Here is an 18,487-nt window from a genome sequence, read left to right on the forward strand (position 1 = left end):
GGACCCCGGGTCGGGGGCGCACAGCGATCATGCGACGGCCGGGAAGATCGCCGCGACTCCTGTTGCCGCCTTGGCAACACCCGGTCGAGGTTCCCCACGCACCACCGGTGCGAGCGCCCCGGCCCGGACGCCACGCGGCCGGAGGGGCCACCCGGGTCCGTGCTCACTCCCCCGGCAGCAGGTCCCGCAGCCCGGCCCGGAAGGTCGGGCAGTCCAGGAGGGACGGATGCCGACAGGTGAGGGCGTGACTGATGCGCTCGCGGGCCTCCCGCATCGCGGCGATGCGCCGGTCGAGCACGTCGATCCGCCCCGTGAGGTACGGGCGCACCTCCCCGGGCCCCGCCAGCAGGAGTTCCTTCAGCTCACCGAGCGAGAAGCCGGTGGCCTGCGCGTTGAGGATCAGCGCCATCCGGTCGACCGCCTCGGGGCGATAGGTGCGGCGCAGGCCGTTGCGGCCGGCCGACTCCACCAGGCCGAGCCGCTCGTAGTAGCGCAGGGCGGAGGGGGCCACACCCGTCCGCGCCGCCACTTCCGCGATGTCGAGGAGTTCTCCGTCGCTGTCCATGCCCGCACCGCCCGCCTTGACTTGAAGTCCGGTTCAAGTGTCACGGTACCGGGGGATCGGCACGGCGGGCGCACGCCCCTGGACGCGCGGGAGAAGACGATGACCACGAGCGACACGCCCAAGGCGAAGCCTGCGACGACACGTTGGAACAGGTTTCGTACCGCCGGTGTGGCGGTGATCGCGGCCGTACGGCACCCCGTCGACGTGGCGGACCCCTTCGCCGACGTCCAGGAGGCGACGCGCCGACACCGGCGCGCGCACCGTTGCGGTGCCTACGCCTACGGCGAGGGGTCGTTCCCCGCCGTGATGGCGGCGGCCGTGGGGGCCCGTCGGATCGTCGAGGTGGGCACGGCCTTGGGGTACACCTCCCTGGCCATGGCGCACGCGGCGCCGGGGGCGCGCGTCGAGACCGTGGAGATGGATCCGGAGCACGTGCGGCTGGCGCGGGCGGAGATCGCCCGGCGCGGTTTCGCCGAACGGATCTCCGTCCTGCCCGGCGCCGCCGAGGAGGTCCTCCCCGGACTCGACGGCGGTGGCTACGATCTCGCCTTCTTCGACGGGTTCACCCCGACGCCGGCGGTCGTGGAGGACCTGTACCGGCTGCTGCGCCCTGGCGGAACGCTGCTCGCCGGCAACCTGATCCTCGGCCCCGCGCCGGCGGTGACCCGCCACCTGGCCGATCCCGCCCGCTGGCGCACCCATCCCCTGGGGGAGAGCGCGCTGTGCGTGAAGGTCCCCTGAGGAGCCGTGGGCGCCTCGGCTCGTGCCGGAGTCCCGGCGCTTCGCGATGTCCGCCGGCCGCGGTGTGGTCCGCGGCCGGCGGACACCTCGCCCCCCGTCGCCCGGCCGTTCCCGGCTACGCGGTGCCCGCCATGCTGGCGAACACGACCACGTTGCTGTCGTAGTAGTGCTTCTTCGGGTCGAAGTCGCCACCGCAGGTGACCAGACGAAGGCCCGCGTGGTCGAGGTTCTTGTAGACCTCGACCGTGGGGAACTTGGCCTTCGGGTACTCGGCCACCCGGTCCACCTTGAAGGTGACCGTCTTGTTGTCCCGGCGGGCCACCTTGATGGTGTCACCGGCCTTCATGGTCTTCAGCTTCTCGAACACGGCCGACGCACCGTTCCACGTGACGTGGCCGGCAATCACGGCGGGGCCCTGGGAACCGGGGGTCGGACCCGGTTCGTACCAGCCGGCGAGGTCGGGGTTCTTGGGGGTCTCCATGGTTCCGTCCGTCTTCTGACGGAGCGTCTCCAGGGAACTGGACAGGCCGAGGGACGGGATCGTGATCTTCTGCGGCTCCGAGCGGGCGAGCGCGGGCTTGGCCCCGGCCGTGTCCGTACCGCCGTGCGACCCGCCGGCGGACCCCGTCTGGTGGCCGCCGGTGGAGGGCTTGCCGGACGGCGTGCCCGCGGGGGCGGCGCCTGCCGGGGCCCCGCCCTGCGGGGCCTGACCCTGCTGGGCCTGACCGGCGGGGGCGGGGGGCGCCGCCGTGTCCGCGCCGCCGCACCCCGCGAGGAACAGGGTGGCGAGGGCCGCGGCGGCCAGGGGGACCGCGGTCCTGCGGCGGCGCGGCCGGGGGGTGGACGCGGTGGGCACGCGGCCCTCGGCGGGCTTCACGCGGCCTTCCCGGTGTTCTCCGTACGGACGGGTACCAGGGCGGCGCGCCTGCGCCTGATGGCCACCGCACCGGCCATCGCGGCGGCTGCCGCGAGCGCCGCCCCGGTCATCGTCGTCGTCGCCGACACCGACGCCTGCCGCGGAGAACCGCCGCCCGTCTCGACGCCACCGACCGGAATGGATCCCACGGACGCTCCCTTGACCTCGCCGCAGTTGGTCGGAGCCGTGGCCTCCTGGGGCAGCTTCGGGTCGAGTTCGCTCTTGCCGGCCCCGTCGAAGTCGTACTTGTCGTCGTTGTTGCGGTCGATGCCGTGCTGCACGATGTGCAGGTCCTTGATGTGGTCGACGACGTCCTGCCCGACGGTGATCGTCCGATTGTAGGAGAGCTTGCCGGTGTTGTCGGCGACGGGCATGCGTTCCACGGCGAGACCACTGGTCGCCTTGGTGTCCCCGGACGTGGTGAGGGAGATGTTGATGTCGCCGTAGTCGACCGTGGCCTCGGTGTTGCTGAGGATTCCGTCGCCGTCGGTGTCGTCGCTCGCGTCCGGGCAGTGGAAGTTGTGCCCCTTGGTCGATCCGTGCAGGTGCTGGGCCGACGGTTGTCCGGGCACCATGCCCTCGGACTCTATCTGCACGGTGAGTTGGTTGCCCTTGAGGCTGAGCATGACGGTACCTCGGGAACCGGAGTCGTTCAGCTGTGCCAGGTCGATCTGGTACGCCTTCCCGGCCTGCGCGAGGGCTGGGCCGGAAAGCCCCAGGGTCAGGAAGACGGCGGCGGGCACGCTGGCGAGCACCACGAGGCGACCAGTTCGCTTGACTATCACATTCGCTCCTGCTCCGTGTATTCCCGGGAAGGGAATCGCAGATGGTACGGGGATGAGATGATCCCCGGGAAAGGGTCTCGTTGGTACTTCGGGGCCCCAACGCCCTTGGATTGGTGCTTGGTTGAAGAATTTTTCGAAAGTTCGGCGATCCGGGTTCCGACCAGTGGGAACGTTCCCGGGAAAGCGGGTGCGACGACACTCCGTCGCCCCGGTGTCACGCGGCCGACCGCCAGGGCGAGCAGGCGCCCAGGGAGATGTCACGGCAATGCGCATGAATGGGTACGGAAATCGCCGGGCGGCTGCCTCTACCCCTGTGTGTGGGAATTCCGGGCGCCGTCTTGAGGCGCCTCGCGCCTTCGCTCGACGTGCCGTCGGCCCTCGTCCGGCTCTCGTCACCCACGGCGGGAAGGGCGTCGTCCGCCGTTACGCGGCCGTCCTCGTCGTGGCCGAGAGCGGGCCACCGGTCATCCAGATGCGTGACATCTCGTCCGCCACGACCGGGGAGCCGGCGGCCTCGCAGAGCATTTCCGAGAGCACGAGGATCCCGTGCGCAGTGCGCCTCGGCTCCCTGTTCCGGTGCAGCCAGACGACCGCGTTGTTCATGGGGCGTCGCCCCAGGGTGAGGCCCGTCCGCCTCACGTCCGCCGCTCTCTCCAGGGCGGAGCACCCTCCGCCGAACGGCAGGGCTTCCGCTCGGCGGATTCCCGGTGGCGCGACCGAGTCCCGCACATGCCGGAAATAGCCCTCGGGCGGAGCCTGTCCGTTCTCGTAGGTATTGCGGAATCCAACGATGCGGAGGCCGGCATTCTGCGCCCTGAGTTCGATGTAGAGCTCGATGAACAATCCCCTCAGCTGAATGCGTACGGGGAGGTATCGCATCTTCCCTTCACCGTGGCCGACCCGTCTGGTAAAGCCCTGCGCCTTCGCGGCTCTCGATCTTATGGTCAAAGCGAGGAGGCGGTACGCGTCCACCGAAGCACTCTCCACGGAGAACGAGACGGGCTTCATCATGGCGGCACACATCAGGTTGCGGATCCGGAACTCTGACTGCCCAGAGGGAAGTCGACCGCAATCGGTTCGATCCTGCTGCACTCACGCACGACACATCCACCGCCTTCGATGTAATCCCGATCTTCGACGGGTGGAATCATCCGCGTCGCCGGGCCTGGTTCGGTCCGGTCCTTTGTAGTCGTCAGAGCAACAGCGGTGCCAATACTTGGCCTCTGATGCCAAAAACTCATCGTGTGATCCCGTCTCGCCGGAGGCGGCGCACGCGGCCCGGCAGCGGGTCCCCCGCGCGCCGCCGCACACCCCGCGCCGCGCCCCGAGCTGCGCGAACGTCCTTCCGCCGGCAGGCCCGGCCGGACAAGGCCGGCCGACAAGGGCGGCCGACGCCACGCCCGGGACGGGCCGACTGCTCGCCGTCGCTCACGACCCGGCCACGTCCTGCTCACCGGTGGACCGCGGCCGTCGTCCGCGCGACCGGGCTCGAAATACCGGCGCCGGCCACTTGCCCTGCGCGCCCCACCCGCAAAGTATGATCGAGCAATGTCTGACACGACCGAGACCACGCCCGGCTGGCTGACCGCGGACGAACTGGAGACGGCTCGCGCGCGCATGCCGATCCTCTACGTGGACGCGGTGCCCGTGCGCGTGGACGACAGCGGCGAAGTCACCAGCATCGGACTGCTGCTGCGCATCGGTCCGGACGGAACGGTCAGCCGGACCCTGGTGTCCGGCCGCGTCCTGCACCACGAGCGGGTCCGTGACGCGTTGCTGCGCCATCTGGAGAAGGACCTCGGCCCCGTGGCCCTGCCTCGCGTTCCCGCCTCGCCCCAGCCCTTCACCGTCGCCGAGTACTTCCCCACGGCCGGTGTCACCTCCTACCACGACCCGCGCCAGCACGCGGTCTCCCTCGCCTACATCGTGCCGGTGGCCGGCGACTGCCGGCCCCGACAGGACGCGCTGGACCTGGTCTGGTTCAGCCCGCAGGAGGCTGCTTCCCAGGCCGTGCAGAGCGAAATGCCGGGCGGACACGAGGTGTTGCTGAAGCAGGCACTCGCACATGTGGGCCTGGTCTACTGACGGATCCGTCCGCGCACAGTGCCGCTGCGCGCCCCCGGCCCACCGGGGGCGCGGCAAGTACCCGGCCACGGGCCGCTGTCGGCACCGGTCGCTAGCGTGACCTCATGAGTTCCTCACTGACTGTGTTCCTGTTCGACCCCCAGTTCACCCGCGGCTTCGCCGGCTCCCGGGACGACGAGTTGATGCAGGCCATCCACGCCGAATTTCGCGACGAGATGGCCCGGGATGACGACTGGTTCTCGTCCGCCATCGCGAACGGCGCCCCGACCTCCGCCGAGGCGCTGCACGCGCTGGTGCACGGAGGGCCGTTCGGCGAGAACCCACAACACGCCTTCCAGTACGGCTACGCCTACCAGCGTCTGTGTACCCTCACCGGCTCGCGCCTCGACAACTCCTGGTTCTGCCCGTTCCGGGGCGACTGGCTGGAGGTCGTCGACGAGGGGCTCCGGGCTCTGCGGGTCACCGCGATATCGCTCGCGGAGTTCGGGCGGTACGGCGGGTTTCCCGCCACTGTCCCGTCGTACGACCTTCCGCGCTGCGGCGAATGGACGCACGACCAGTGCCTGGAGGCCTTGGAGCAGTTCGAGGAGAGTCGGCGGGAGGGTCATGCCCCGCCCCTGGAACCTTCCGTCCTCGGTGCCGTGGAGGAAGTCGTCGGCTGGCTGCGCGGGGCACGGACGGCCCGGCTGCGCCCTGCGCAGGCACGCCCCGGCTCCGGGATCGTGGGCTTCGTCTCCTAGGAGTTGTCTTCAAATGTCACGCCCACATCAGGAGCGAGGCGAGGGTGACGGCTGCCTGGTAGGACTCGGCGGTCTTGTCGTAGCGGGTCGCGATGCCGCGCCACTGCTTGAGGCGGTTGAAGCACCGTTCTACGACGTTGCGCCGCTTGTAGAGCTGTTTGTCGAACGTCGGCGGGCGCCCGCCCCGGCTGCCGCGCCGGAGCCGGTTGCGGACCTGGTCGGCTCGCTCGGGAATCGTGTGGCCGATGCCGCGGCGCCGCAGCCAGGTGCGGATGGCCCGGGAGCTGTAGCCCTTGTCGCCCAGCACGTGGACGGGCCGCACTCGGGGGCGGCCCGGGCCGATGCGGGGCACCCGGATCGCCTCCATCACGGTGGTGAACTGGGTGCAGTCGTTGATGTTGCCGCCCGTGACCACGGAGGCGAGCGGACGACCGTAGGCATCGCAGGCCAGGTGAATCTTGCTGGTCAGACCACCTCGGGAGCGTCCGAGGCCGGGACTGCGGAGCCCCCTTTTCGGGCCCCGGCGGCATGCTGGTGGGCTCGCACGACGGTCGAGTCGACCGACACCAGCCAGTCGATGTCGCCGGCCGCATCCGCCCGGGCCTGCGCGGCCCGGAGCATCCGCTCGAAGGTGCCGTCCAGAGCCCACCGGCGAAACCGGGTATGCAGCGTGGCCCACGGGCCATACCGCTCAGGCACATCCCGCCAGGCCGTGCCCGTCCGGAACTTCCACACGATCCCGTTCAGCACGGTCCGGTCGTCCAACCGCTTCCGCCCGAGCAAGGACTCAGGCAGCAGCGGCCGGACGAACTCCCACTCCTCATCAGACAGTTCATGGCGACGTATCACCCAACCATGATCCACCACTCAAGATCTTTTTGAAGACACGACCTAGGCCCTGGAGGGCGGGCCGGGATCGGTGCGCCGGGCTTGCCCACGGGCGCCGACATGCCTTCGAGCTGCGGAGATGTGGCCGCGGTCGCCGACAAGATGCCAAGTCGTCGGTGTGTGATTAGCCTTTGTTGAGGAGAGCCGCAACTGCGGGGAGCATTCCCGACCCGCAGTGATGCGCCACAGCGCGAGGCTTGATCAAGTGCGCCCCGGTCCAAAGATCCGCGACCCGACGAGGACGCGTTGACAGTTGGGGACGCCATCGCATCGATGTGGCCATCTGCGAGAGCCGCGCGCATCCCCCGCGCGCGACGGCATCGGCTCCCGTGTCGCCGTGAGTGGCACACAAGAGCAAGAGAAGGGGAACGACCATGCAAGGACTGAGAGTGAAGCGGCTCTTCGCCATTTCGGCGGCCGGCGTTCTGATGGCCGGCGGCGCCGCCCTCGGGGCAGCCGGCACGGCCTCGGCGGCAGCCCCCACCCACTCCGTCACCTCCGTCAGCCACGGCGGCGGCTGGGATGACGACGACGACCACGGGTACAACCACGGCTGGTACGACGACGATGACGACTGGGGTGGCTGGGGCGGAGGTTACGGCGACGACTGCTGAACAGGCATGACAGACCCGGTCCGCCGGTTCGCGGAGGCATCCTCTCCGGCATCGGTCGGCCTGGTCGATCAGCCCCAGCGCACAAGGTTCCCGCACCGGCCCGTCGAATGAGCCGGTGCGGGAGCCTGCGGCGGCCGACCCGGCATTCGCCGCGGGCCAGGCGCGACTTCGACGACAGAGCCTAGTTGCCGATGCCGGCGCTGCCGATGCCCGAGTTGCCGATGCCCGCGCTGCCGATGCCCGAGTTGTCGATACCGGCGTTGCCGATGCCCGAGTTGAAGATGCCGGCGTTGCCGATGCCCCAGTTGCCGATACCGGCGTTGCCCACACCCGAGTTTCCGATGCCCGCGTTGCCGACACCTCCGTCGGCGGCGGCCACGGCGGCTCCGCCGAGGGTCAGGACCGCAGCGGTACCCGCGACAGCCGCCATGCGAAGAAGACGTGCACGCATCATCACATACCTCCTGTTTTCTGCTGATTCCTCCATATCTCTAGCACGCTGATCTCACGAACACCCGGCGCGACCTCACGCACGCACCCGTGTGGCGCACGCCGGTGCTTTCGCGGGTACGGGACCGATCAGGACATGGCGGCGGTCTCGACGGTGATCTCGGCACAGCGGGTGACGACCCCGGCGAGATCCCCTCCGGAGCGCAGGAGCTCGCGCTGCACACGGGCGCCGTTGCCCTCCCGGAGCAGGACTTCCAGGCCCTCGCCGACCAGCGCGTCGTCCCCGTGGTCGCGGAGCGCCTCGCGCACGTGCCGGTGGAGGGCGTCGACCGCCTCCTCGGGCGAGGTCTGCCGCATCGTCTCGGGATGCAGCAGGAAGCCTTCCAGGCCCGAGCGCCCCGCCTGCCAGGCCGCCAGCCGCAGCAGGCTCGTACTGACGGGGGCGGGCGGTTCCCCGGCGCGCCAGGACCGGGAGGCCGTCTCGACCAGGCCTCGTACGAGAGCGGCCAGCAGGATCGGGGTCGACCCGTCGAGGCAGACGTCCGCGGCCCTCACCTCGACGGTGGGATAGGCCGCCGACAGTCGGGCGTCGAACCAGATCATCCCCTCGTCGTGGAGCACACCGCTGTCGACCATGGCCCGGACCTGGCGCCGGTAGCCGTCGGCTGACCCGAAGAGGTCCACGGGACCGGCGGACGGCAGCCGGTTCCACACCCGGCTCCGATAGCTCCCGTACCCGGTGTCCTGGCCCTGCCAGAAGGGCGAGTTCGCACTGAGCGCGGTCAGGACGGCGAGCCAGGGCCGCATCCGGTCGAGCACCGCGACGCCCTCTTCGTCCGACTCCACCGACACGTGGATGTGGCAGCCGCAGGTCAGCTGCTCCTGCGCCGTCAGCCCGAACTGCTCGGCCACCCACTGGTAGCGGCGGCCGGTGTTCAACGAGGGCTCCACCGGCAGCGGCGAGGTGCCCAGGGCGGCCACGACCGCGCCGACGCCTTCCGCGTGCCGCGCCGCCTCCCTGCGCCACCGACCGATCTCGCGCGCCAGGTCGCCCATGTCCGTGACCGGCTTGGTGGCGAACTCGACCTGCTCCTTGGCGAGCTCCCTCTCGAAGGTGTGGCCCTGCTCCCAGTCGTCCTTCGGACGCTGCCCGACGGACCGGTCCGCCGCCTCCAGGACGTGACCCGACAGGGCCAGCGGAACACCGCTGGTGGCGTCCACCAGGAGCAGTTCCTCTTCCACGCCCACACTTCGCATGCCTTCACCCATCACATCGCCGATCAGATGCGCCCCGTCTTCCCCAGACCGCCCCCGGCCATGCGGGCCGCCCCGAACGGTGCCGCGGAGCCCGCCGGGCCCGCAGGGGAAGAGGGCCGGGAACCGGCCGAGCAGGGGCGTCCGAGCCGACCCCTGGTCCCGGACACGAAAGCACCGCGACCCGGTGTTGTCTCGCCGGCGCGCGGCGCGGGACGGACACCCACCCGGATGTCCCGTCCGCCGCTCACGACGTTCACCGTCATGGAGCAGTTCGCGGCTGCTCCGACCACCCCGGACCCGGACACGCGGTACGGCCCTCGCGGCGGCCGGGTCGCAGCGTCGCCGTAGGCTGGGCGGGTGACCTTGCGCAGCCTTCACGACCGAGCCGCCCTGGCCGACCGCTTCCGGCGCGACCCGGCGATGCACCTGATGGAACTCGGCGACCTGGACGACCTGTTGTGGCCGCACACCAGTTGGTACACGGTGTCGCGGGACGGCCCGGTCGCCTTGGTGTACTCGGTCGGCTCCATCCCGACCGTGCTCGCCTTCGCCCGCCCCGACGAGGACGCCCGACTGGAGGAACTCGCCGGGGCGCTGTCGCCGGTCCTCCCCCGGCGCTTCTTCGGACACCTCACGGGAGCCGCGGGCAAGGTGCTGGAAGCGGCGTACGAGGTCCGGCCCCACGGCACGCTGCTGCGCATGGCGCTGACGGACCCCGACCGTGCCGCTCGACACCCGGCCGGTCCGTGGCGGCCCGCGCCGCTGGACCGGAGCGACCTGCCGGAGCTGCTCGCGCTGTTCGAGCGGGCCTACCCGGGCAACTGGTTCGACCACCGGATGCTCGACACCGGTCAGTACCTGGGTGCCCGGCAGGACGGCCGGCTGGTGGCGGTCGCGGGCGTACACGTCCACTCGGCCACCTACCGGGTCGCGGCGATCGGGAACGTCACCACGCATCCCGAGGTGCGCGGGCAGGGCGCGGGCGGGGCGTGCGTCGCCGCGCTGTGCCGGCGGCTGGGGCGGGACGTGGACCACATCGGGCTCAACGTCCGTGCGGACAACGCCACGGCTGTCGGGCTCTACCGCAGGCTCGGCTTCACCGAGGTCACCGAGTTCGCCGAGGCCACCTTCACCGCGCGGGCGGCGACCGACTGACCGACTGATTGACTGACTGACTGACTGACGCGAGCGGGGCCCCGGAATATCGCGTGCCGTGCCGTCGTCGAGGGAGCAGACTCGCTCCATGGCGGACATACAGGCATTCCGGAACGCGGTCGACGACTGGGCGAGCGGCGGCTCGGGCGGGCCGGCGGGCGAACTGGCGACGCTCCTGGGGCTACGCACCGCAGTACTCCTGGAAGGCCCGAGCGACCTCGCGGCCGTGGAGGCACTGACCCTGCGACGCGGCCGTGACCTTGCCGCCGAGGGGGTGTGCGTCGTGTCGATGGGCGGGGCGATGAGCGTGGGCCGCTATGCGGGCCTCCTGGGACCACCCGGCCTCGGCCTGCGCCTGACGGGATTGTGCGACGAGCGCGAACAGCCCTTCTACGAGCGTGGCTTGGAACGCGCGGGGACGCCGCACCGGGACATCTTCGTGTGCGTGGCGGACCTCGAGGAGGAACTCATCCGCGCCCTGGGCGCGGCCAGGGTCGAGGAGGTCGTACGGGCCGAAGACGACGACCTCCGTGCCTGGCAGACCTTCCTGCGCCAGCCCGCCCAGCACGATCGACCCCGGCACCGACAGTTGCGGCGCTTCCTCGGCACGAAGAAGGGGCGCAAGATCCGATACGGCCGCCTCCTCGTGGAAGCCCTGGGTCCCGGGCAGGTGCCGGCCCCGCTCGACGACCTCCGGAGACCCTGTGACCGACGCGCGTCGGCCGGGTTGCCGAACCCCAGCGGATGCGCGTCCCAGGGCGCTGCTCTAGCGTCGAAAGGGGAGGGAAGGCCCTGCCGGGCCGGTCCGGTGCGGGAGCCCGGGCCCGGTGGCCGCGCGTCGGCCACAAGTGCTCGGCACCGTTCCCGAGCGGATCCGGGGCATCCATGCCCCGGGCCGCGCGATCATCCCGGAGAGCAGGTGCGTCCCATGCGCGCGTCGACCCGATTCGCAGGTGTCCTCGCCGGCCTGACCCTCGCGCTCGGCGGAGCGGGCCTCATCGCCCCCGCCGCCCACGCGGACGTCACGGCCTGCATCAACCAGGTCGAGCGGGAACTCCAGGGCGGCGAAGCCCCGGACTCGATCCGGATGGCGTGTTACGTCGGCTTGACCGGCGACCACGCACAGTGCGTCTCCGGCCTGACCGCGGGCGGCGTGACCAACGGGACCGCGGTCTCCGCCTGCCGGGTGGCCCCCAAGTAGGGCTCCGCCACTCCCCGTACGAAGCGGTCTGTCCGGCCCCGCACACGAGGGTGTGCGGGGCCGCTCGCCGTCTTCGGGGGGCGGCCCGGGAGGACGGACGGAGCCGGTCAGTCGTGCAGTTGCTGCTGCCAGTTCTGCGGGACCCGCCCGGCCGGGCCCGGCGCCGGCTGATCGGCCGGGTGCTCGCCGGGTGGTGCCAGCTCGGGCCCGGACTCGTACAGCGCGTTCTTGGCGTAGTCCCAGAGCCACTCCTCGCCCGGCTCGAAGCTCTGCACCACGGGGTGACCGGTGGACTTCCAGTGGGCGGTGGCGTGCTGGGCCGGCGAGGAGTCGCAGCAGCCGATGTGGCCGCACTGGGCGCAGCGCCGCAGATGGACCCACCAGCCGCCCGCCGCGTCGCAGTCGACACAGCCGGCGCCGGAAGGCGCGGCACTCGGGTCGATTCCGTCGATTCCGCCTGTTCCTGTCATGCGGGCTCCTCGGTGGTATCGGTTTCGGTCGCGGTTTCGGTCGCGGTTTCGGTTCCGCCGTCCGATTCGGCATCGGCATCGGCTTCCGAGGCGGTCAGGGGCAGCAGCACCTGGAAGCGGGTGTCACCCGGTTCGGACTCGACGTGGAGGCTTCCGTGGTGCTTGCTCACGACGATGCGCCAGGAGATGTCCAGGCCGAGCCCGGTGCCTTCACCGACCGGTTTGGTGGTGAAGAAGGGGTCGAAGATGCGGCTGCGGATGTCCGCGGGGATCCCGGGGCCGGTGTCGCGGAACTCCACGAGCAGCCGGTCCCCCTCCCGTGCCGTGCGGACCGTCAGGGTGCCGTCGCGGCCGGTGCTGCCGATCGCGAAGACGGCGTTGTCGATGAGGTTGGTCCACACCTGGTTGAGTTCCGCCGGGTAGGCGGGCACGTCCGGCACGGAGCGGTCGTACTCCTTGACGACGCGGACCCGGGGGCCGATCTTGCCGGACAGCATCAGCAGGGTGCTGTCCAGGAGTTCGTGTACGTCGACGACCCGGTGCGGGGCCCGGTCGAGTTGGGAGTACTGCTTGGCGGCGTCCACCAGGTGGGAAATGCGGGTGGTGGAGTCGTCGATCTCGTCCATCAACAGCTCGGTCTCGACCGTGTAGTTGAGCCAGCCGATCGCGCCGGGCAGGACGTCCTCGGCGACGGTCGCGGCGACCTGCTCCAGCCAGTCGATGTCGAGCCCGGCCTGCACGAAGGTGGGTGCGATGCGCCAGCCCTCCGGGATCCCGTGGTCGTCGAGCCAGTCGGCGAGTTCGTCCTCGCGGTCGGATGCCTCCAGGGGGCTCAACACCGGGGCCTTGGCGACGCGTTCGGCGGTGCGGTCCTGGATCTCGATGAGATCGGCCAGGGCTTCGCGGGAGTAGGGGCCCTGCGCGATGACCGCCAGCTTGTGCCGCATCTTGCCCACCCGTTCGCGCAGCGTCGCGGTGGCCCGGACTGCGGCCGCGGCCGGGTTGTTCAGCTCGTGCGTGAGTCCGGCGGACAACGACCCGAGCGCCAGGAGCCGTTCGCGCTGCCCGATGGCCCGCTGGGTGTTCTTCGAACCGAAGAAGAGCCCCTCCAGCAGGTGGGCGGCCATCGGGAACCACTCCTGCATGACGTCCGCGAACGACTGCGCGGGCAGCACGAAGAACCGGGTCGGCTCCGTCACCCGCATCGAGTTGTTGTACGTCTGCGGCACCCGGTCGCCCAGGTATGCCTGCATGGCTCCCGAGTACACGCCCCGCTGGGAGGTACGGCCCACCTCGACGTCGTCGCCGCCGACCCGGCGGGACAGTACGACGGTGCCCTCGATCATCACGTAGAAGCAGGTGGCCGGGTCACCCTCGGTGTACACCGGGCCGGGCTCGAACCGCTCCACCCGCCCCTCGCCGCACAGCCTCCCGAGCTGCTCCGGGGAGAGCTTCTCGAACAGGAACAGCGATGCGATCTCCTGCGGACTGCAGGGCATGGTCTGCCCGCTCATGACTGCTCCAGATACCGGTGGACGAGCATGACGGCCATGGCTCCCTCTCCGACGGCGGACGCGACGCGCTTCGCGGACTGGGCCCGTGCGTCGCCCGCCACGAAGACGCCGGGAACGTTGGTTTCCAGGTGGTAGGGCGGCCGGTCCAGTTCCCACTCGGCCGGCGGTCGCCCGTCGGGCGTCAGGTCCGGTCCGGCCAGGATGAAGCCGTGCTCGTCGCGCAGCACCGTGCCGTCCAGCCAGTCGGTCAACGGAGCGGCGCCGATGAAGACGAACATCCACTGCGCGTCGACCAGTTCGGTCACTCCGCTGTCCACGTCCCGGAGCGTCAGCTGTTCCAGGTGTCCGTCGCCGTGCGCGGCATCGACGACGGTCCGGGTGCGCACCGTGATGTTCGGCGCCTCTTCGATCTGCTGGATCAGGTAGTACGACATCGACGCGGTCAGGGAATCGCCGCGCACCAGCAGGGTCACCGACTTCGCACCCCGTGCGAGGTACATCGCCGCCTGCCCGGCGGAGTTGGCGCCACCGACGATGTACACGTCCTGCTCCAGGCAGGAGGCGGCCTCGGTGAGCGAGGAACCGTAGTACACCCCGCAGCCGGTCAGGTCGTCGCAGCCCGGTGCCCTGAGCTGCCGGTACGACACCCCGGTCGCCAGGATGACACTGTGTGCGGCGACCGTCGAACCGTCGGAGAAGCGCACGACGCGCGCCGAACCGTTGACCTCCAGCCCCGTCACCTCGCGTGCGGTGAGGATCTCGGCCCCGAACCGGCCGGCCTGGCGGCGCGCGCGCTCCGTGAGCTGCGCGCCCGACACGCCGTCCGGGAAGCCGAGGTAGTTCTCGATGCGGGAGCTCTGCCCGGCCTGCCCGCCGGTGGCGGAACGCTCGACGAGTACCGTCCGCAGCCCCTCGGAGGCCCCGTAGACGGCCGAGCCCAGCCCGGCCGGCCCGCCGCCGATCACGACGAGGTCGTAGAAGTCGGCGGCCGGTGTCGTCGCGAGCCCCACCCGGGCGGCCAGCTCGGCCGCCTCCGGCTCGATCAGCGCGCCGCCGTCCGGAGTGACCACCAGCGGGAGTCGCTGCCCGTCGGCCCCGGCCGCCTCCAGCAGCCGCCGCCCCTCGGGCTCGTCCGAGGAGTACCAGCGGTACGGCACCTGGTTGCGGGCCAGGAACTCCCGCACGTCGGAGGAGCGCGCCGACCAACGGTGCCCGATCACCTTGGTGGCGGGCACCGGCTTGTGGTCGCTGGAGCGCCAGGCCAGCAGCAGGTCGTCGATGACCGGGTAGAGCTTCTCCTCCGGCGGGTCCCACGGCTTGAGCAGGTAGTGGTCGAGGTCCACGACGTTGATCGCGTCGATGGCCGCGTTGGTGTCTGCGTACGCGGTCAGCAGCACGCGCCGCGCACCCGGGTACACGTTCAGGGCCTGTTCGAGGAACTCGATGCCGTTCATCTGCGGCATCCGGTAGTCGGCCAGGATCACGGCCACCAGGTCGCCGCGCAGTTTCAGCTCGCGCAGCGCCTCCAACGCGGACTCCCCGGATTCCGCGCGCACGATCCGGTAGGAGGCGCCGTAGCGTCGCCTCAGGTCGCGGGCGATGGCACGGGACACCCCCGGGTCGTCGTCCACGGTCAGGATGACGGTCCGCGCTGTGTCGGCCACCTCTGCCATACGTCCTCTCCCACCCCGAGTCCCAGGAGCACGGCAAGCTGCCCGCGCCGGTTCTCGCCCATCGTATGTTCGATCGTCCGGGGTCGCTCCGGGACACAGCGGACCGTGCACTCCCGGTGCGCATCAGGTCGCGCACGGTCAAAACGCGGCCGGGCGGGCCGGGGCCCGTCAGGCGCGCGTCGGACGCCGTCAGGCGCCGTCAGGCGCTCGGCCTGGCCGAAAATCCGGCCCGCCCCCGGGCCGCCGGCCACATCGCCCCCGCCCGTGCGGCTGCCGTCGACGGCGGACGTTTCACCGGCTGACCTCGCCTCGGCCGGCAGGGCGGCGACTGCGCGAACCGGCGCGCAGGCCGTGCCACGCGGTCGCGCCTCGGGCGGCCGAGTCCGAAAACCCACTGGTGGGGGCCGTAAACGCCCCTGCGGCACAGATCACCGCATCGAGGTAACACCCCTGGTATTCGCGGGCCGATCGGGTGCACCGACCGTTAGCGTGCTCATGGATCCGGGCGGATTGCCCGCATATTCGTCCCTCGATTCTTCTTGTTTCACCGGTGACGTGGACGCGCGCCGACGCACCGCCCTTCCGAAGGAGAGCCTGCCCGATGACCGTGGACACGAGCCCCGAGGCGCAGTCGCAACCCCGGCAGAGCAGCCTGGGCACGGCGGCTGCCCGCAACCTTGCCACCACGACCAAGTCCGCCCCTCAGATGCAGGAGATCACCTCCCGGTGGCTGCTGCGGATGCTCCCCTGGGTGGAGACCAAGGGCGGCACGTATCGGGTGAACCGTCGGCTGAGTTACACGGTCGGCGACGGGCGCATCGAGTTCGTCCAGGACGGGGCCCACGTCCGGGTGATCCCCCGCGAGCTCGGCGAACTCGCCCTGCTGCGCGACTTCGACGACGTGGACGTACTGACCGCGCTCGCCGGCCGCTGTGTCCAGCGCGACTTCCGCGCCGGAGAGGTGTTGGTCGAGCGCGGCACTCCGGCGGGGCAGATCCACCTGATCGCCCACGGTCGGGTCGGCCAGACGACTGCGGGCAAGTACGGCGACGAGGTCGAACTCTCCGTGCTGGCCGACGGCGACCGGTTCGGCGAGCACGCCCTGCTGGACGCCGACGCGAGGTGGGACCACACCGCCACGGCCGAGACGGCCGGCACCCTCCTCACCCTGTCGCGCGCGGACTTCGACGCGGTGCTCGCCACGGCACCGCAACTCCAGGCCCACGTCCGGCGGTTCGCGTCCCTTCCGCTGCAACGGCAGAACAGGCACGGCGAGGCCGAGATCGCGATGTCGGCCGGCCACACCGGTGAGGCCGAACTGCCCGGCGCCTTCGTCGACTACGAACTGAACCCGCGCGAGTACGAACTCTCCCTCGCCCAGACCGTACTGCGGGTCCACACGAGGGTCGCCGACCTCTACAACGAGCCGATGAACCAGACCGAGGAGCAGCTCAGGCTCGTCATCGAGGCGCTGCGGGAGCGCCAGGAACACGAGTTGATCAACAATCGGGAGTTCGGTCTGCTCCACAACGCCGCGTTCAAGCAGCGGATCCAGACCCATTCCGGTCCCGCCACCCCGGACGACCTCGACGAGTTGCTCTGCCGTCGCCGCGGCTCGAAGTTCTTCCTCGCCCATCCCAAGGCCATCGCGGCGATCGGGCGCGAGTTCAACGCGCGCGGGCTGTATCCGGATCACGTCGACCTCGGTGGCCAGCAGGTGCCGGCCTGGCGTGGGGTCCCCATCCTGCCGTGCAGCAAGATCCCCATCAGCAAGGAGAACACCACCTCGATCCTCGTGATGCGAACCGGTGAGGACAAGCAGGGCGTCATCGGTCTGCACCAGACCGGTCTGCCGGAGGAGTACGAGCCGGGCCTGTCGGTGCGGTTCATGGGAATCGACGAGCGGTCGATCATCTCGTATCTGGTCAGCACCTACTACTCCGCCGCCATCCTGGTGCCCGACGCGCTCGGTGTCCTGGAGAACGTGCAGATCGCCCGCCGGCACGGCTAGGCCTCGACCGTGCGAGAGAACCGGAACAGTCCGCCCCCTCACCCAGGAACCAAGGAGCCTCGGATGTCCGATCCCGGGCCTTCCCCCCGGCAGTCGAGCCTGCCCGCAGCCGCGGTCCACTTCGGGACCCACGGTCACGGCCGGGGCATCGAGGCCTTCGGTGGCGGCCGGCCCGCCCTCCCTGCGGCGCCCGCACCGCCTCCGGCCCGACCGCTGCCCCAGGCACCCGCCCTGTTCTCGGGCCCTGCACTGTTCTCGGGCCCTGCACTGTTCTCGGCCCCCGCCCTGCCCGCGGTCTCCGCACCCGCCGAGGCAGTCGTACCCGCAGCGCCCGCTCCCGCCCTGCGGCGGATCCTGGGCGGCCCCGGTGGTCTGGGTACGGCGGGGCTGTATCCGACCCGCCGCGAGGAGGCGCCCGCGCCGTCCACACCGGCCGCCGCGGGCAATCCGATCCCCGGTCTGCTCCACCACCCGGTGCCGGAGCCCGACCCCGTGCGGGTCGAGGAGGTCGGGCGACGGATCAAGGCATGGGCGGTGGACGAGGTCCAACTGTTCCCGCCGGACTGGGAGGACCAGTTCGACGGCTTCTCCCTCGGCCGGTACATGGTGGCCTGTCATCCGGACGCGCCGACCGTCGACCACGTGATGATCGCGACCCGGCTGATGGCCGCCGAGAACGCCCTCGACGACTGCTACTGCGAGGACCACGGGGGTTCGCCCGTCGGCCTCGGCGGACGCCTCCTGCTGGCGCACACCGCCCTCGACCCCCTCCACACGACGACCGAGTACCAGCCGGCGTGGGCGGAGTCGCTCCATTCGGACGCCCCGCGGCGCGGCTACCGCTCGGCCATGGAGTACTTCGTACGGGAGGCGAGCCCCTCCCAGGCGGACCGGTACCGGCACGACATGGCCCGGCTGCACCTGGGGTACCTCGCGGAGGCCGCCTGGGCGCAGACCGATTACGTGCCGGAGGTGTGGGAGTACCTGGCGATGCGGCAGTTCAACAACTTCCGCCCCTGTCCGACCATCACGGACACGGTCGGCGGCTACGAACTGCCGGCGGACCTGCACGCGCAGCCGGCCGTGCAACGGGTCATCGCGCTCGCCGGCAACGCCACCACCATCGTCAACGACCTGTACTCGTACACCAAGGAGCTCGACGCTCCGGGACTCCACCTGAACCTGCCCGTGGTGATCGCCCGACGCGAGGGCCTCTCGGCCCGCGACGCCTACCTGAAGGCGGTCGAGGTCCACAACGACCTCATGCGCTCCTTCGAGGAAGCAGCAGCCGGTCTGGCCGCCCAACTGCCCGACCCCGGCCTGTTGCGCTTCCTGCGGGGCGTGGCCGCATGGGTCGACGGCAACCACCACTGGCACCAGACCAACACCTACCGCTACAGCCTGCCCGACTTCTGGTAAGGA

Annotated in this window: 16 protein-coding genes and 2 pseudogenes; 8 read left to right on the forward strand and 10 right to left on the reverse strand. The window is 70.8% G+C overall.

The window, feature by feature from the left end; all coding sequences use genetic code 11:
- Positions 1–163: 163 nt before the first annotated feature.
- Entirely contained in the window at positions 164–565 is a 402-nt protein-coding gene (locus ACQEVM_RS18985; RefSeq protein ID WP_433080569.1) for a MerR family transcriptional regulator, read from the reverse strand.
- A 99-nt stretch (positions 566–664) separates the two neighbouring features.
- On the opposite strand from ACQEVM_RS18985, the gene ACQEVM_RS18990 reads away from it, so the two are divergent.
- Positions 665–1,306, forward strand: coding sequence for an O-methyltransferase (locus ACQEVM_RS18990; RefSeq protein WP_433080571.1), 642 nt, complete (start codon positions 665–667; stop codon positions 1,304–1,306).
- Between the two features lie 115 nt (positions 1,307–1,421).
- Here the strand turns inward: ACQEVM_RS18990 and ACQEVM_RS18995 are convergent, their stop codons facing one another.
- The 3 genes from ACQEVM_RS18995 to ACQEVM_RS19005 form a co-directional block, all read right to left on the reverse strand.
- Positions 1,422–2,183 carry a class F sortase gene (locus ACQEVM_RS18995; RefSeq protein ID WP_433080573.1) on the reverse strand — a complete coding sequence of 254 codons (762 nt, stop codon included), beginning with the start codon at positions 2,181–2,183 and terminating at the stop codon, positions 1,422–1,424.
- A complete protein-coding gene (locus ACQEVM_RS19000; RefSeq protein WP_433080575.1) occupies positions 2,180–3,007 on the reverse strand; it encodes a hypothetical protein in 828 nt (275 codons plus the stop codon). Before ACQEVM_RS19000 ends, ACQEVM_RS18995 begins: the two co-directional genes overlap by 4 nt.
- A gap of 423 nt (positions 3,008–3,430) precedes the next feature.
- Positions 3,431–4,018 carry a ribosome-inactivating family protein gene (locus tag ACQEVM_RS19005; RefSeq protein WP_433080577.1) on the reverse strand — a complete coding sequence of 196 codons (588 nt, stop codon included), beginning with the start codon at positions 4,016–4,018 and terminating at the stop codon, positions 3,431–3,433.
- 537 nt (positions 4,019–4,555) lie between these two features.
- Here ACQEVM_RS19005 and ACQEVM_RS19010 point away from each other — a divergent pair.
- On the forward strand, positions 4,556–5,092 hold the full coding sequence (locus ACQEVM_RS19010) for an NUDIX hydrolase family protein (RefSeq protein ID WP_053683494.1): 537 nt from the start codon (positions 4,556–4,558) through the stop codon (positions 5,090–5,092).
- Positions 5,093–5,196: 104 nt separating this feature from the next.
- Positions 5,197–5,832, forward strand: coding sequence for a DUF7691 family protein (locus ACQEVM_RS19015; RefSeq protein ID WP_433080579.1), 636 nt, complete (start codon positions 5,197–5,199; stop codon positions 5,830–5,832).
- Between the two features lie 16 nt (positions 5,833–5,848).
- Here the strand turns inward: ACQEVM_RS19015 and ACQEVM_RS19020 are convergent.
- Positions 5,849–6,678: pseudogene (locus ACQEVM_RS19020) on the reverse strand (IS5 family transposase).
- Positions 6,679–7,109: 431 nt separating this feature from the next.
- Here ACQEVM_RS19020 and ACQEVM_RS19025 point away from each other — a divergent pair.
- Positions 7,110–7,334 (forward strand): hypothetical protein, encoded by a 225-nt coding sequence (locus tag ACQEVM_RS19025; protein WP_267797729.1) that lies wholly within the window; start codon positions 7,110–7,112, stop codon positions 7,332–7,334.
- Positions 7,335–7,515: 181 nt separating this feature from the next.
- Here the strand turns inward: ACQEVM_RS19025 and ACQEVM_RS19030 are convergent, their stop codons facing one another.
- A complete protein-coding gene (locus tag ACQEVM_RS19030; RefSeq protein ID WP_433080581.1) occupies positions 7,516–7,788 on the reverse strand; it encodes a pentapeptide repeat-containing protein in 273 nt (90 codons plus the stop codon).
- A 125-nt stretch (positions 7,789–7,913) separates the two neighbouring features.
- A complete protein-coding gene (locus tag ACQEVM_RS19035) occupies positions 7,914–9,041 on the reverse strand; it encodes a glutamate--cysteine ligase (protein ID WP_433080583.1) in 1,128 nt (375 codons plus the stop codon).
- 357 nt (positions 9,042–9,398) lie between these two features.
- On the opposite strand from ACQEVM_RS19035, the gene ACQEVM_RS19040 reads away from it, so the two are divergent.
- Positions 9,399–10,196, forward strand: coding sequence for a GNAT family N-acetyltransferase (locus tag ACQEVM_RS19040; RefSeq protein WP_433080585.1), 798 nt, complete (start codon positions 9,399–9,401; stop codon positions 10,194–10,196).
- A gap of 88 nt (positions 10,197–10,284) precedes the next feature.
- Positions 10,285–10,890 (forward strand): annotated as a pseudogene (locus tag ACQEVM_RS19045) (TOPRIM nucleotidyl transferase/hydrolase domain-containing protein); the annotation flags it as partial.
- 614 nt (positions 10,891–11,504) lie between these two features.
- On the opposite strand, the gene ACQEVM_RS19050 reads toward ACQEVM_RS19045, so the two are convergent.
- Genes ACQEVM_RS19050 through ACQEVM_RS19060 form a run of 3 tightly spaced genes read right to left on the reverse strand, consistent with a single transcriptional unit; the run spans position 11,505 to position 15,054 of the window.
- Entirely contained in the window at positions 11,505–11,867 is a 363-nt protein-coding gene (locus ACQEVM_RS19050; RefSeq protein ID WP_433080587.1) for a UBP-type zinc finger domain-containing protein, read from the reverse strand.
- Positions 11,864–13,381, reverse strand: coding sequence for an ATP-binding protein (locus tag ACQEVM_RS19055; protein ID WP_433080589.1), 1,518 nt, complete (start codon positions 13,379–13,381; stop codon positions 11,864–11,866). Before ACQEVM_RS19055 ends, ACQEVM_RS19050 begins: the two co-directional genes overlap by 4 nt.
- Positions 13,378–15,054 carry an FAD-dependent oxidoreductase gene (locus ACQEVM_RS19060; RefSeq protein WP_433080591.1) on the reverse strand — a complete coding sequence of 559 codons (1,677 nt, stop codon included), beginning with the start codon at positions 15,052–15,054 and terminating at the stop codon, positions 13,378–13,380. The genes ACQEVM_RS19055 and ACQEVM_RS19060 overlap by 4 nt, the downstream gene beginning before the upstream one ends.
- Before the next feature lie 601 nt (positions 15,055–15,655).
- Here ACQEVM_RS19060 and ACQEVM_RS19065 point away from each other — a divergent pair.
- Together ACQEVM_RS19065 and ACQEVM_RS19070 are read left to right on the forward strand one after the other, a co-directional pair.
- Complete coding sequence (locus ACQEVM_RS19065; RefSeq protein ID WP_433080593.1) at positions 15,656–17,065, forward strand: family 2B encapsulin nanocompartment shell protein; 1,410 nt, start codon at positions 15,656–15,658, stop codon at positions 17,063–17,065.
- A gap of 63 nt (positions 17,066–17,128) precedes the next feature.
- The gene (locus tag ACQEVM_RS19070) at positions 17,129–18,484 is read left to right on the forward strand and encodes a family 2 encapsulin nanocompartment cargo protein terpene cyclase (RefSeq protein WP_433080595.1); all 1,356 of its coding nucleotides are present in this window, start codon (positions 17,129–17,131) and stop codon (positions 18,482–18,484) included.
- The last annotated feature ends 3 nt before the right edge of the window (positions 18,485–18,487 follow it).

The organism is Streptomyces sp. CA-243310 (assembly GCF_050936775.1).
Taxonomy (GTDB): domain Bacteria; phylum Actinomycetota; class Actinomycetes; order Streptomycetales; family Streptomycetaceae; genus Streptomyces.

Bases quoted from the DNA above. Each gene is read 5' to 3' on its own strand.
- ACQEVM_RS19035 (WP_433080583.1), bottom strand. From the start codon at position 9,041: ATGCGAAGTGTGGGCGTGGAAGAGGAACTGCTCCTGGTGGACGCCACC.
- ACQEVM_RS19005 (WP_433080577.1), bottom strand. From the start codon at position 4,018: ATGATGAAGCCCGTCTCGTTCTCCGTGGAGAGTGCTTCGGTGGACGCG.
- ACQEVM_RS19010 (WP_053683494.1), top strand. From the start codon at position 4,556: ATGTCTGACACGACCGAGACCACGCCCGGCTGGCTGACCGCGGACGAA.
- ACQEVM_RS18990 (WP_433080571.1), top strand. From the start codon at position 665: ATGACCACGAGCGACACGCCCAAGGCGAAGCCTGCGACGACACGTTGG.
- ACQEVM_RS19015 (WP_433080579.1), top strand. From the start codon at position 5,197: ATGAGTTCCTCACTGACTGTGTTCCTGTTCGACCCCCAGTTCACCCGC.
- ACQEVM_RS19070 (WP_433080595.1), top strand. From the start codon at position 17,129: ATGTCCGATCCCGGGCCTTCCCCCCGGCAGTCGAGCCTGCCCGCAGCC.
- ACQEVM_RS18985 (WP_433080569.1), bottom strand. From the start codon at position 565: ATGGACAGCGACGGAGAACTCCTCGACATCGCGGAAGTGGCGGCGCGG.
- ACQEVM_RS19055 (WP_433080589.1), bottom strand. From the start codon at position 13,381: ATGAGCGGGCAGACCATGCCCTGCAGTCCGCAGGAGATCGCATCGCTG.
- ACQEVM_RS19030 (WP_433080581.1), bottom strand. From the start codon at position 7,788: ATGATGCGTGCACGTCTTCTTCGCATGGCGGCTGTCGCGGGTACCGCT.
- ACQEVM_RS19050 (WP_433080587.1), bottom strand. From the start codon at position 11,867: ATGACAGGAACAGGCGGAATCGACGGAATCGACCCGAGTGCCGCGCCT.
- ACQEVM_RS19065 (WP_433080593.1), top strand. From the start codon at position 15,656: ATGACCGTGGACACGAGCCCCGAGGCGCAGTCGCAACCCCGGCAGAGC.
- ACQEVM_RS19060 (WP_433080591.1), bottom strand. From the start codon at position 15,054: ATGGCAGAGGTGGCCGACACAGCGCGGACCGTCATCCTGACCGTGGAC.